The sequence below is a fragment of the Streptomyces prunicolor genome (genome assembly GCF_045162825.1).
Classification (GTDB): Bacteria; Actinomycetota; Actinomycetes; order Streptomycetales; family Streptomycetaceae; genus Streptomyces; species Streptomyces prunicolor.
Window position 1 is genome coordinate 6,392,068 of sequence record NZ_CP108676.1, and the last position, 12,287, is coordinate 6,404,354.

Genomic DNA, 12,287 nt, shown 5'->3' on the forward strand with positions numbered 1-12,287 from the left:
GGGCTCCTTGGACTTTCGGGAGGCGTCCGCACGCACGGCGCGCCGTCCGTTCGGGGCGTGGCGGGCCTCCGCGGTCCCGCCCGAGCAGCATGTTCCGGCCGCAGTAGTCGCGCCATGTGATGGGCGCCATTCGAATGACCACACTCGGTAACGGCCGCCAGCCTGTGGATAACTCCGACGCTGTCAGCGCGGAGCCCTATCGTGGACGCAGTGGTCGAGGGACGACGTACGGGGGACGAGCGATGCACGGGATGGGCGGGACGGTTGTGACGACCGAAGTACGGACGCCGGCGGCACAGGGCGAGAGCGAGGCGCTGGCCACGCTCCACCGCGTCTTCGGCTACGACAGCTTCCGCGGCGAGCAGGAAGAGGTCATCGAGCATGTGGTGGCGGGCGGAGACGCCGTCGTCCTCATGCCGACCGGCGGCGGCAAGTCGTTGTGCTACCAGATCCCGTCCCTGGTCAGACCCGGTACGGGAGTTGTCGTCTCGCCGCTGATCGCCCTGATGCAGGACCAGGTGGACGCGCTGCGGGCGCTCGGGGTGCGCGCCGGGTTCATGAACTCGACGCAGGACTTCGACGAGCGGCGCCTGGTCGAGGCGGAGTTCCTGGCGGGCGAGCTGGACCTGATCTATCTCGCGCCGGAGCGGCTGCGGCTCGACAACACGCTGGACCTGCTCTCGCGCGGCAAGATCTCGGTGTTCGCGATCGACGAGGCGCACTGTGTGTCGTCGTGGGGTCACGACTTCCGCCCCGACTATCTGTCCCTCTCGGTGCTCGGCGAGCGGTGGCCGGACGTCCCGCGGATCGCGCTCACGGCGACGGCCACGGACGCGACGCACAAGGAGATCACCCAGCGGCTGAACATGCCGAGCGCCCGGCACTTCGTGGCGAGCTTCGACCGGCCCAACATCCAGTACCGGATCGTGCCGAAGGCCGACCCCAAGAAGCAGCTGCTGAGCTTCCTGCGGGAGGAGCACGCGGGCGACGCGGGGATCGTGTACTGCCTGTCGCGCAAGTCCGTGGACACGACCGCCGAGTTCCTGTCGCGCAACGGCATCGAGGCGGTGCCGTACCACGCGGGCCTCGACTCGGGCACCCGCGCGGCGCACCAGTCCCGGTTCCTGCGCGAGGACGGGCTGATCGTCGTCGCGACCATCGCCTTCGGCATGGGCATCGACAAGCCGGACGTACGGTTCGTCGCCCACCTCGACCTGCCCAAGTCGGTGGAGGGGTACTACCAGGAGACGGGTCGTGCCGGGCGTGACGGAATGCCCTCCACGGCATGGATGGCGTACGGCCTGAACGACGTCATACAACAGCGCAAGATGATCCAGTCCAGCGAGGGCGACGAGGCGTTCCGCCGCCGGGCCGCCTCCCACCTGGAGGCGATGCTCGCGCTGTGCGAGACCGCGCAGTGCCGACGCGGCCAACTCCTCGCCTACTTCGGCCAGGACCCGGACGCGGCGGGCTGCGGCAACTGCGACACCTGCCTCACTCCGCCCGAGACCTGGGACGGCACGGTCGCCGCGCAGAAGGTGCTGTCGACGGTGGTGCGGCTGCAGCGGGAGCGGGGCCAGAAGTTCGGCGCCCTGCAGATCGTCGACATCCTCATGGGTCGCCGGTCGGCCAAGGTGATCCAGTTCGACCACGACCAGCTGTCCGTGTTCGGCATCGGCCAGGACCTGGCCGAGGGTGAATGGCGGGGCGTCGTACGGCAGTTGCTGGCGCAGGGGCTGCTCGCGGTCGAGGGGGAGTACGGCACGCTGGTGCTCACCGAGGCGAGCGGCACGGTGCTGCGGCGCGAGCGGGACGTGCCGCTGCGCAAGGAGCCGAAGAAGCCCGCGGGCTCCTCGCGGTCGGGGTCCTCGTCCTCGGGCCGGGGTGAGCGCAAGGCCAAGGCCGCGGCGGTGGAGTTGCCCGAGGCGTTGCAGCCCGCCTTCGAGGCGCTGCGCGCCTGGCGTGCGGAACAGGCGCGTGAGCAGGGAGTTCCGGCATACGTCATCTTCCACGACGCCACGCTCAAGGAGATCGCGACGATCTGGCCCACGTCGGTGGGGCAGCTCGGGGAGATCAGCGGGGTCGGCGAGAAGAAGCTGGCCACGTACGGGGAAGGCGTGATCGGGGTGCTGGCGGGGCTGGGTGAGGCGCCGGTCGTGGCTCCGGCTTCGGCTCCGGCTGCGGTGCAAGTGCAGGCACCAGCACCGGCGCGGACGCCAGCACCGGCGCGGGTACAGGCGTCGGCGTCCGCGTCGGGTCGGGTGGCGAAGGATGTTGATCCCGGGGCGGATTACTGGCCGGAGATGGATGAGGAGCCGGAGCCCGAGGACTGGATGTAGGGCTGGGAACCGGGGTGTTGGGGCCCGGACTGGGGCGTGGGTGGTCCCCGGTACGTTCCTCAGCCCAGTGCGGTCAGGCTGGGAGTGTCGGCGCGACGTCGTAAGTCCGGGGCCGGGGTGCAGGGAGCCTGCTTCGGCCGTCGGCCCAGGGACGGCAGCGCCTGGCGCTCAGCCCAGGACAGTGAGACCGGGGTTTCAGCCCAGTGCCGTGAGCCCCGGTGCGAACACGATCAGCAGGGGCAGCAGCGGGACCAGGGTCGCCACCGTCGTCGTCAGGGCCCGGTGACGGCGGCCGAGCCTCGGGCGGGGGTCCAGGAGGCGGTTGACGCGTTCGCCCAGGAGGCGGTGGCTGGAGGCGCAGGAGAGGACGCCTCGGTGGTTGTTCAGCTCGATGAGCGCCAACGCCGTGGTCAGGTGGCCGCATTGGCGGGAGGCCGTGTCGTCGGCGGCCAGCTCGACCAGGCGGTGGGTCTGGTCGCAGAAGTGGGCGAACAGGGGTACGTGCGGGAAGCCCGAGGCCAGTGCGGTCGAGAGGTGCAGGAGCCAGTCGTGGTGGGCGCGGGCGTGACCGCGTTCGTGGGTCAGGACCGCGTCGAGCTGGTGGCCGGTGAGACGGTGCAACGCGCCTGTGGTGACGACGAGTTGGGGCGGATGGCCGGGCATCCACCAGGCGTCCGGGTACTCGTCCTCCAGGACGAGCAAGGGGCCGCGCGCCGGGGGGAGGCCGGCCGGTAGGTCGGGGGCGCGTTCGCCGAGGTGGGCGCGGGCCTGGCCTCGGCGGCGGCGGGCCTCGGCGAGTTCGCGGGCCAGCATCGCGGTGGTCCAGGCGGCGCCGCAGGCGAGTGACAGCGTGAGGGCGACCGCCCAGACGGGGGCGGCGGAGAGGTCGTAGGCCGCGGTGACGGCCGGGGGAGCGGGGGCGAAGACATGATCGCGGACGGTGTGGAAGACGGCGGCCGCGCCCAGGACCAGGGCGGCCAGGCAGCAGAGCAGGACCGTGGCGACCAGGCACTGCCACACCCACAGGCCGATCACGGGTTCCCGTTCGGGCCACAGCGCCCGGGTCAGCGCGCGCGGAGCCGGCACGGCGGCCGAGAGGGCGACGACGCTCAGCAGGAGCAGGCAGACAGTCATGCCACGGGCTCCGGATCCTGGTCAGCGGAACGAACGGAAGGAAGGGGAGGAACGGAACGATCAGCAGGCGCGGGTGCGGCTTTACCCGAGGGCGCGCACCTGACGTGTGTGCTGCCCGCCGTCAGTATGACTGCACGGGCGGTCGGAGTCAGGTGTACAGAGACCACCGAACTCATCACACCCACCGGCCCCCGCGCCTCGGACTCCGCCGACCTCACCGTCCCCGCGGTCTCAGTCCCGCGCCACGATCCGGCCCGTGACCTCGCCCAGGCCCACGCGCGTGCCGTCCGCGCCCGGGGCCCATGCCGACAGCGTGACCACATCCCCGTCCTCCAGGAACGTCCGCTTGCCGTCCGGGAGTTCGAGGGGGTCGCGGCCGTTCCAGGTCAGTTCCAGGAGCGAACCCCGCTCGCGTTCCGTCGGGCCGCTGACCGTGCCGGAGCCGTAGAGGTCGCCGGTGCGCAGGGAGGCGCCGTTGGCCGTCATCTGGGCGAGTTGCTGTGCGGCCGTCCAGTACATGGTGGAGAACGGTGGCTCGGAGACCGTGTGGCCGTTGATCGCGACGGTGATGCGGAGGTCGTAGCCGCCGGGTTCCTCGGCCGAGTCGTCCAGGTAGGGGAGGAGGTTGTGGGTGCGCTCCGGCGGTGCTACTCGCGACTCCTCCAGCGCGTCCAGCGGGGTGATCCACGCCGAGACCGAGGTGGCGAAGGACTTGCCGAGGAACGGGCCGAGGGGGACGTACTCCCAGGCCTGGATGTCGCGTGCCGACCAGTCGTTGAGGAGGCAGAGGCCGAAGATGTGTTCGCGGAAGTCGGCGAGGGCGACCGGCTCGCCCATCGTCGACGGCGTCCCGACCACGAAACCGACCTCCGCCTCGATGTCCAGGCGGACCGACGGGCCGAAGACCGGCGCGGGGTCGGACGGGGACTTGCGCTGGCCGGAGGGGCGTACGACCTCCGTGCCCGAGACCACGATCGTGCCGGAGCGGCCGTGGTAACCGATCGGCAGGTGCTTCCAGTTGGGGGTCAGGGAGTCGGGGGCGTCGGGGCGGAAGATGCGGCCGACGTTCCGGGCGTGGTTCTCCGAGGCATAGAAGTCGACGTAGTCCGCGACCTCGAAGGGGAGGTGCAGGGTCACCGACGAGAGCGGGTGGAAATACGGGGTGATCGTCTCCTGGTGGGACGGCACCGTCACCCACGCGGTCAGCGCGCGGCGGACGTCGGACCAGGCCGTGTGGCCCGCGGCGAGCAATGGGTTGAGGGTGGGGTGCGCGAGGAGGGAGACGTACGGGGAGCCGAGTGCCTCCGCCGCCGCGCCCGCGTCGAGCACGTGGTCGCCGAGCCGGATGCCGACGGTCCGTCGGTCCGAGCCGGCGGGCGAGAAGACGCCGTAGGGAAGGTTGTGCGGGCCGAAGGGGTCGCCCTCGGGAAGATCGAAGGGGGGCATCAGGTGCTGCCTCACTCTCGTGCGTACTCGCATGTGGCCGCGCCACACGTTACGGGTGAGTTGCGGGAACCGGCAGTGTCTAAAGAGTTCGCAATGTCCGAAAAGGCCTTGTCGGAGGAGGCAATTCCGGCTTAGCGTCCTTTGGGGGACACGGACGGGGTGGGTCCGGTCTGTAGGGGGGACACGTGGGGGGACCCGTGGCCAAGCGCACCAGCAGTGTGCCTTTCGAGGCCGACCGCGAAGTGCCGGGCCTGATCGTGAAGTTCGGCGACTATCCGCTGCATCACGGTGGGGTGGGCGCGATCCGGAGTCTCGGGCGCCTCGGCGTGCCGATGTATGCGATCACGGAGGACCGTTACACGCCGGCGGCCGCGTCCCGTTATCTGGAGCGCGCGTTCGTGTGGCCGACGACCGGCACGGAGGAACCCGGGCGACTGGTCGAGGGCCTGCTGCGCATCGGCCGCCGTATCGGTCGGCCCACGGTCCTCATCCCCACCGACGAGGAGGCCGCCGTCCTGATCGCCGAGCACCAGGACACGCTCGGCTCCCGCTTCCTCTTCCCGCGTGTGGAACGGGAGTTGCCGCGTCACCTCGCGAGCAAACAGGGCCTGCACGAACTCTGCGTGGAACACGGCATACCCAGCCCCGCGGCCGCCTTCCCGCAGTCGCACGACGACATCGTCGACTTCGCGGAGAAGGCCCGCTTCCCGATCGTGGCCAAGAACAGGGAGGCGTTCGTACGGCGTTCACGGCCGGCCGTGAACGGTACGACGAGGATCGCGACCCGCGAGGGGCTGCTCACGCTCGCCCGGGACTGGGGCGAGCATCCCGGGGTGATCCTCCAGGAGTACCTGCCGAGGGAGGACGCCGAGGACTGGATCGTGCACGCGTACTTCGACCAGGACTCGACCCCGCTCGCCCTGTTCACCGGCGTGAAGGTGCGCTCCTGGCCGCCGCACGCGGGCATGACGGCAAATGCATATGTAGTCGACAATCCGGAACTCGCGGACCTCGCCGCACGTTTCATCAAACAGATCGGCTTCACCGGAATCATCGACCTCGACCTGCGCTTCGACCGGCGCGACGGTCAGTACAAACTGCTCGACTTCAACCCCCGCATGGGCGCCCAGTTCCGGCTCTTCGAGAACGAGTCGGGGGTGGACGTGGTCCGCGCCATGCACCTCGACCTGACCGGCCGTTCCGTCCCGGAGGGGGAACAGCGCGCCGGACACCGGTACATCGTGGAGAACATCGACCTGCCCGCCCTCCTCGCCTACCGCCGCAGCGGCTATACGACGCCGCACGCACCGGCGACGGCGAGCGGGACGGAGCTGGCCTGGCTCGCGGGTGACGATCTGCGGCCGTTCTTCACGATGCTGGCCCGCTTCGTGCGGCCGGGCGCGAGGCATCTGTATCAGCTGTGGCGCACCAACCGGCGCGGCAGCAGCACCAGTAGCGGCAAGCAGTAACTCCAGCAGCGAGCAAGTAGCGCAAGGGGCACGCGAGTTCGAGCAGCGGCCCCGGCACGAAGTGACGAATTGACGTCCTGGGGAGGGACTTCGTGATTCAACCGGTAGCAGTCATCGGCGCCGGGCCGTTCGGCCTTTCCACCGCCGCGCATCTGCGGGCGCGCGGCATTCCGGTCCGTGTCTTCGGCGAGCCCATGGTCAGTTGGCGGGACCACATGCCCGCCGGGATGCTCCTGAAGTCGACTCCGGCCGCCTCCAACCTCGACGCCCCGCAGCCCGGCCACAACCTCGTCGACTACTGCGACGCGGCCGGCATCGCCCGCCTGGTCACCGACGAGGACATCATCCCGGTGGAGACCTTCATCGCCTACGGCGAGTGGTTCCAGCAGAAGCTGGTGCCCGAGCTGGAGCGGGTGCGGGTCGTCTCCATCGACCGGAATGTCGGCCGGAACAAGGGTAGCGGCTTCGAACTCAAGCTGGACTCGGGGGAGTTGTTCACGGCGCGGGCGGTCGTGGTCGCGACCGGGCTGTCCGGCCTCGCCCATCTCCCGCCGGAGTTGGCCGCGGCGGCGGTCGACGGGCCCGCGCCCACCGGTCCCGTCTCGCACAGTTCGCAGCACCACGACCTGAGCGGGTTCAAGGGCAAGGAGCTGATCGTCGTCGGTGCCGGTCAATCCGCCTTGGAGACGGCGGCGTTGGCGGCGGAGGCGGGCGCGAACGTGCGGATCGTCTCGCGCGGGCACGGCCGGGTCGCCTTCGGCGCACCGCCGTGGAAGCAGCCGAAGCTGCGCCCCGAGTCACCGTTCGGGCGGGCGTGGTCGCTGTGGGCGCTGAGTTACTACCCCCAGCCGTACCGCTACCTCCCCGAGCAGACCCGGCACTACCTGGTCCGCCGGGTGCTCGGGCCGCTCGGGGCGTGGTGGCTGCGTGAGCGGTTCGAGGGGAAGGTGCAGGTCAGCGAGGTCGAGCGGATCGTACGGGCGGAGCCGGACGGGGGCGCGGGCGCGGCGAACGGCGGCCCGGTACTCACCGTCGCGACGCCGGGCGGAGGGACGCAGCAACTCACCGCCGATCACGTCATCTCCGCGACGGGGTACCGGGTGGACATCGCGGCGATGGACTTCCTCGGGCATGAGCTGCGGACCCAGCTGGCGGTGAGCCGGGGTACGCCGAAACTTGGCGCCGGGTATGTGTCGTCCGTGCCGGGCGTCTACTTCACGGGGCTGCCGTCGGCGTCGTCGTACGGGCCGGTGATGCGGTTCGTGTGCGGGACGGAGTTCGCGTCGCCGCGGTTGGCGAAGCATCTGGCCGCCGCGCACGGGTAGTTGGCGACTGGGCTCAGCTCGTTGGGGAGCGGGCGACGCGGAAGCCGACGTCGTCCACGCGGAAGGTCGGGTGGCTTCGGCGGCGTACGGAGGCGCGGCAGCTCCAGTGCTCGTCGAACCAGCCGCCGCCGCGCAGGACGCGGTAGGTGCCGTAGACCTCGGGGTCGTAGAGGTCCCAGCACCACTCCCATACGTTGCCCAGCATGTCGTGCAGGCCCCAGGGGTTGGGGAGTCGGGTGCCCGGTTCGTGGGGGCGCTCGGCGGAGTTGCCGCGGTGCCAGGCGATGTCGTCGAGGGGGCCGTAGCGCGGGCCGCTCGTCCCGGCCCGGCACGCGTACTCCCACTCGGCTTCGGTGGGGAGGCGGTAGCCGTCGGGGGAGGGTTCGCGTAGGACGGGTTCGCCTTGGGCGTCGAAGTCGTACGCCGGGGTCAACTCCTCCTGCTGGGAAAGGGAGTTGCAGAAGAGCACCGCGTCCCGCCACGACACGGTCTCCACGGGGAGACGGTCGTTGCCCTGTGCGGTGCTCGGGTGTTCACCGGTGACCTGGGCGTACTGCGCCTGGGTGACGGGGAGGGTGCCGAGGTGGAAGGGGGCGAGGTCGACCGTCCAACTCCGTTGCGTGCGGCGGTCGGTGAGGGTGGCCCGGCCGGGTGGGACGTGGGTGAGGTCGATGTGGGTGGTTGTGCCCATGAGTTACGTCAGCTCCGTGAGCATCGGGTGCAGGCGGGCGGCGAGTTGGGGGTCGGAGAGGTTCAGTTCGGTTGTGGTGGCTGTGATCGTTGCGGTGAGCGCGCGGCGGAGTTCGGGGTCCGTGAGGGAGCGGATGAGGGTGGACTCCAGTGGGGTGGTGACTTCGTCGGGCAGCAGATGGGCGCCCTTTGAATAGGCGGAGGGGAGGCCGAGGCGTAGGCAGGCCAGGGTGATCAGTTGGTCGCGCAGGGCGTTGATCCAGTGCGCTGCTTGCCAACTGCGGCCCCGTTCAAGGCAGATGCGGGCATGCAGGGCGTGGTGCCAGGCGAAGCCGATCACTGTGTCGCGGTCGGGCGGGGGAAACGGTGGCTGCTCGTGTGGGGTGCCGAAGAGTGTCTGCCAGGCCGGACCCCGGGCGCCGAACTCCGACTCCGGGGCGAAGGTGAGGTCCAGTTCCACCCAGTCGGGCAGCAGGAACACGCGGATGACGGTGGTGGCGCCGACGTTCAGGTCCCAGTGGTGACGGGCGTCGAACTCGTCGTAGATCCAGGTCGTCCAGCGGTTCGCCGTGTCCGCGACCTCGCCTTGTACCGCCAGCACGATGTCCGTGTCCGACCAGCGGTCGCCGGTGCCGGTGGCGTGCGAGCCGGTGTAGGCGAAGCCGGTGATCGAGTCGTCGGACTCGGCGTGGGCGAGGAGTTGGGCGCGGGTGCGGTCGCGTTGTTCGGGGGTGAACATGCCTCGATGATGCATTCCAGGTCTTCGCCGCGCGTTGTCAGTGGGGCAGGGCATGATCCGGTGGATGCGCTACACGACGTGGACTTCGGATCGCATGTTCGTCGCTTATGGGCAGTACTACCTGCAGGGCGACGAGTTTCTCAGCGTGTACGACGACACCGACACGGTCCAGCGGATCTTCGCGGGGAACAGCCTGGCGGCAGGGGGCCCGGAACATCTCACGGTGCACGCCGGCACACACACCGGCTGGATACGTCTGACCACCCGGCAGTGCGCGGCTGAACCACCGCTGCCGGGTGAGGAGTGGGAGACCGTGGTGGACGTGAGTATCTGCAGTACGAGTGGCGTCCTGCAACTGTTCCAATGGAGCGGAGGTCTGCAGAAGGATGCGGGGAACTTCGCGATGGCCGGGGCGGGTTGGTATCGCGTCCGCGTGCAGGCGCGTGGACGCGATGAAGGCGACGCGCATCAAGGCGACACCCCGGTGGAAGAGCACTTCCTCAGCGTGTGGCCGGCGCCGCCTGAACCAGACACCGTGCACCGCGCCAACGACGCGTTCGCTCGCACGTACTATGACCCCGCTCGGGCTCCCGGCGAGCCTATTCAGCCCTGAGTACGGCGATGCTGTCTCCCTCCGCATGCCCGGGGGACCCTAGCTGGGGAAGTGTGACAGGTTGGCGGAAAGTGTCACACTTTTCTGGAGTGGGGTGGGTGGGGGGTCAGGCTTTGGATGTGTACGTCACGAAGGTCGTCCACGTGGTTGCCGTGACGGTGAAGTGGGGGCCCTGGGGGCTGTGCTTGGAGTCGCGGATGTGGATGGTGGCTGGGGTGGTGGCTACCTCGACGCAGGAGTCGCCTTCTGTGCCGTCGCTGTAGCTGCTCTTGAACCACGCCAGCCCAGAGGTTGCGTCGGCTGAGGCCTTGCGGATCATGTTTCTCCCAGCAGTTGCTCGATGAAGGCGAGTGAGTCCCCCGGCGTAAGAGCCTGGGCCCGGATGGTGCCGTACCGCAGTTCCAGAACGCGGAGTTCCTTGGGGGCTGAAGTCGGACGACCGCTGAAGGCCCCATCGGAACGCCCAACGACAGTGCCATTCGCGAACTTCAGTAACTCGATCTTGCCATCCACACCGGGGTGCGCGCCGGTTTCCGTAGGCATCACCTGGAGTGTGACATTGCGCAACTGCGCGACCTCCAGCAGATGTTCGAGCTGCCGACGCCTCACCATTGTCCCTCCGACGCGACGACGCAGCGCCGCCTCTTCCTGCACGAAGCTGATCGAGGGGAGGGGGCTCTTGCTGAAGACCTTCTGCCGTTTCACGCGGAGGGCGACCAGGCGCTCCACTTCGGCGTCCGGGTAGGGCGGTTGGCGTGCCTCGAACAGCGCTCGCGCGTGTTCCGGCGTCTGGAGCAGTCCGTGAATGCTGAGACCGACGTAGACCCCGATCTCGACCGCGCTCCCCTCCAACTCGGCGATCCTGCGGAGCTTCTTGGGGTACCGGACCTTCTCCACGTCCTCCTTCATCGCCGAGATCAGTCCATCCGCCCGCAGCACCTCCTCAGCCTTGTCCAGATACTCGGGTCGGGGAATCCGCTCCCCGCCCTCGATCTTGTAGACCAGGTCCTCGCTGTACCCCGCCGCCACCGCGAAGTCCGCGACGCGCATTCCCACCGCTTCGCGCCGCAGCCTCAACTGCCGCCCCACCGTCGCGAGGACCGCCAACCCCCACTCGTCGTCCGGGTCCACCTCCCAACCCAGTTCGTCGGCCTCACTGCTGAGTTGCTCCGGCTCGCTCTCGGCACTCATCCCGCGCCCTCCGTCGTACGACCGTGCCGCGACGGCCACTACCCGTACGAACTGTCCCACCCGCCAAGACAGCATCGGACAAACTCTGGACAAGTCACCGCACGAGCAGCTCTACGACCGATAACGACCCAGCGTCCTCAACCCCGGCAACGCCCTGTCCTGGAAGTCGAACAACGCCAGGTTCTCCCACGCGTTGCCGGACGTCGGATCCGCCGGGTCCCAACCATCCCCCTTGCGATACGTCCAGACGCCTTCCCAATAGCAGTAGCCCAGGCCCTTGTTGCCGGGCACGTTCGCCATCAGGTCGGCCACCGTGCGGAGCCACGCCGACTGGCCGGCCGGGGTCGCCGGGTAGCCCGGAGTCAGCTGCGACGCGTCGTACATGATGTCGTTCGTCGCGTCCTCGCTCTCCAACGTGAACGGGTACGCCGTCTCCGCGATCAGCACCGGCTTGTCGTAACGGGCCGCCAGATCCGCCAAGTTGGCCGACGCCGCGTCCGGGGTGCCATGCCAGAACGGGTAGTACGACTGGGCGATGATGTCGAAGTCGACCCCGTCGGCCACCACGTTGTCGTACCACCAACGCGACGTGCCGTTGTCGCCGCCCGAGGCGATGTGCAGCATCGTGCGGATACGCGGGGTCGTGTCGCGGGCGGCATTCAGACCTGCCTTCAAGAACGTCGTCAGGTTGCCCCAACCCCCGCCGTCGTCACCCCAGTTCTTGCCGGTGGGCCAGAGCAGCCCGCCGTTGATCTCGTTGCCGATCTGGACCAGGTCCGCCGGAGTGCCCTGGCGGCGCAACGCGCCCAACACGTCGGCGGTGTGGTCGTAGACCGCGCGCGTCAGGCCCGCCACATCCAGGTCCGCCCAGGCCGCCGGCTTGCTCTGGTGGGCCGGGTCCGCCCACGTGTCGGAGTAGTGGAAGTCGACCCAGATGCCGATCCCCGCCCGGCGCAACCGCTTCGCCAACGGCAGGATGTGCTTCTTGTTGTTGTAACCGTCGGCCGGGTTCACCCAGACCTTGAGGCGGGCGTGGGTGACACCCGCGTCGGCCAGGATGCGGATCGGATCGTCCCGGCGACCGTCCGCCCGGCGATAAATCGCCCCGAACGCCTCGTCCTTGGGGAGCGACGAGATGTCCATCCCCCGGATCTCCAACCGGCGCCGGTCCGCCCCACCCCCCGTACTCGCCACAGCGGGCACCGTGCCCAGCACCGGCACCGCGAGTGCCGCCGCCCCCGCCGCCGTAAGAACACTGCGTCTGCGCATCACGAAGTTCCCTTTCACCGAACAGAAACCACAGAAGAGAAACACCAGAACTGAGCCCCACCACACGCCAGT

11 protein-coding genes are annotated in these 12,287 nt (G+C 69.3%); 4 read left to right on the plus strand and 7 right to left on the minus strand.

Translation table 11 applies throughout. From position 1 onward, the window contains the following. Window positions 1–251 precede the first annotated feature (251 nt). Window positions 252–2,339: a DNA helicase RecQ gene (recQ, locus tag OG588_RS29370; protein WP_405949907.1), complete on the plus strand. Its 2,088-nt coding sequence runs from the start codon at window positions 252–254 to the stop codon at window positions 2,337–2,339. Between the two features lie 195 nt (window positions 2,340–2,534). Here the strand turns inward: recQ and OG588_RS29375 are convergent, their stop codons facing one another. Both OG588_RS29375 and fahA read right to left on the minus strand, forming a co-directional pair. Continuing rightward, entirely contained in the window at window positions 2,535–3,473 is a 939-nt protein-coding gene (locus OG588_RS29375; protein WP_405949908.1) for a M56 family metallopeptidase, read from the minus strand. Between the two features lie 231 nt (window positions 3,474–3,704). Then, a complete protein-coding gene (fahA, locus tag OG588_RS29380; protein WP_405949909.1) occupies window positions 3,705–4,919 on the minus strand; it encodes a fumarylacetoacetase in 1,215 nt (404 codons plus the stop codon). A gap of 197 nt (window positions 4,920–5,116) precedes the next feature. On the opposite strand from fahA, the gene OG588_RS29385 reads away from it, so the two are divergent. After that, window positions 5,117–6,388, plus strand: coding sequence for an ATP-grasp domain-containing protein (locus tag OG588_RS29385; protein ID WP_405949910.1), 1,272 nt, complete (start codon window positions 5,117–5,119; stop codon window positions 6,386–6,388). 92 nt (window positions 6,389–6,480) lie between these two features. Next, the gene (locus OG588_RS29390) at window positions 6,481–7,713 is read left to right on the plus strand and encodes an FAD-dependent oxidoreductase (protein ID WP_405949911.1); all 1,233 of its coding nucleotides are present in this window, start codon (window positions 6,481–6,483) and stop codon (window positions 7,711–7,713) included. A gap of 13 nt (window positions 7,714–7,726) precedes the next feature. On the opposite strand, the gene OG588_RS29395 is transcribed toward OG588_RS29390, so the two are convergent. After that, on the minus strand, window positions 7,727–8,404 hold the full coding sequence (locus OG588_RS29395) for a formylglycine-generating enzyme family protein (protein WP_405949912.1): 678 nt from the start codon (window positions 8,402–8,404) through the stop codon (window positions 7,727–7,729). A 3-nt stretch (window positions 8,405–8,407) separates the two neighbouring features. Further along, a complete protein-coding gene (locus OG588_RS29400; RefSeq protein ID WP_405949913.1) occupies window positions 8,408–9,142 on the minus strand; it encodes a hypothetical protein in 735 nt (244 codons plus the stop codon). Window positions 9,143–9,206: 64 nt separating this feature from the next. Here OG588_RS29400 and OG588_RS29405 point away from each other — a divergent pair, with 64 nt between their 5' ends. Further along, complete coding sequence (locus OG588_RS29405; protein WP_405949914.1) at window positions 9,207–9,755, plus strand: hypothetical protein; 549 nt, start codon at window positions 9,207–9,209, stop codon at window positions 9,753–9,755. 106 nt (window positions 9,756–9,861) lie between these two features. On the opposite strand, the gene OG588_RS29410 is transcribed toward OG588_RS29405, so the two are convergent. The 3 genes from OG588_RS29410 to OG588_RS29420 all read right to left on the minus strand — a co-directional run bounded on the left by OG588_RS29410 (window position 9,862) and on the right by OG588_RS29420 (window position 12,215). Then, on the minus strand, window positions 9,862–10,074 hold the full coding sequence (locus OG588_RS29410; protein WP_405949915.1) for a DUF397 domain-containing protein: 213 nt from the start codon (window positions 10,072–10,074) through the stop codon (window positions 9,862–9,864). After that, window positions 10,071–10,946 carry a helix-turn-helix domain-containing protein gene (locus tag OG588_RS29415; RefSeq protein WP_405949916.1) on the minus strand — a complete coding sequence of 292 codons (876 nt, stop codon included), beginning with the start codon at window positions 10,944–10,946 and terminating at the stop codon, window positions 10,071–10,073. The genes OG588_RS29410 and OG588_RS29415 overlap by 4 nt, the downstream gene beginning before the upstream one ends. A gap of 111 nt (window positions 10,947–11,057) precedes the next feature. Further along, a complete protein-coding gene (locus tag OG588_RS29420) occupies window positions 11,058–12,215 on the minus strand; it encodes an arabinogalactan endo-beta-1,4-galactanase (RefSeq protein ID WP_405949917.1) in 1,158 nt (385 codons plus the stop codon). Window positions 12,216–12,287: the final 72 nt, after the last annotated feature.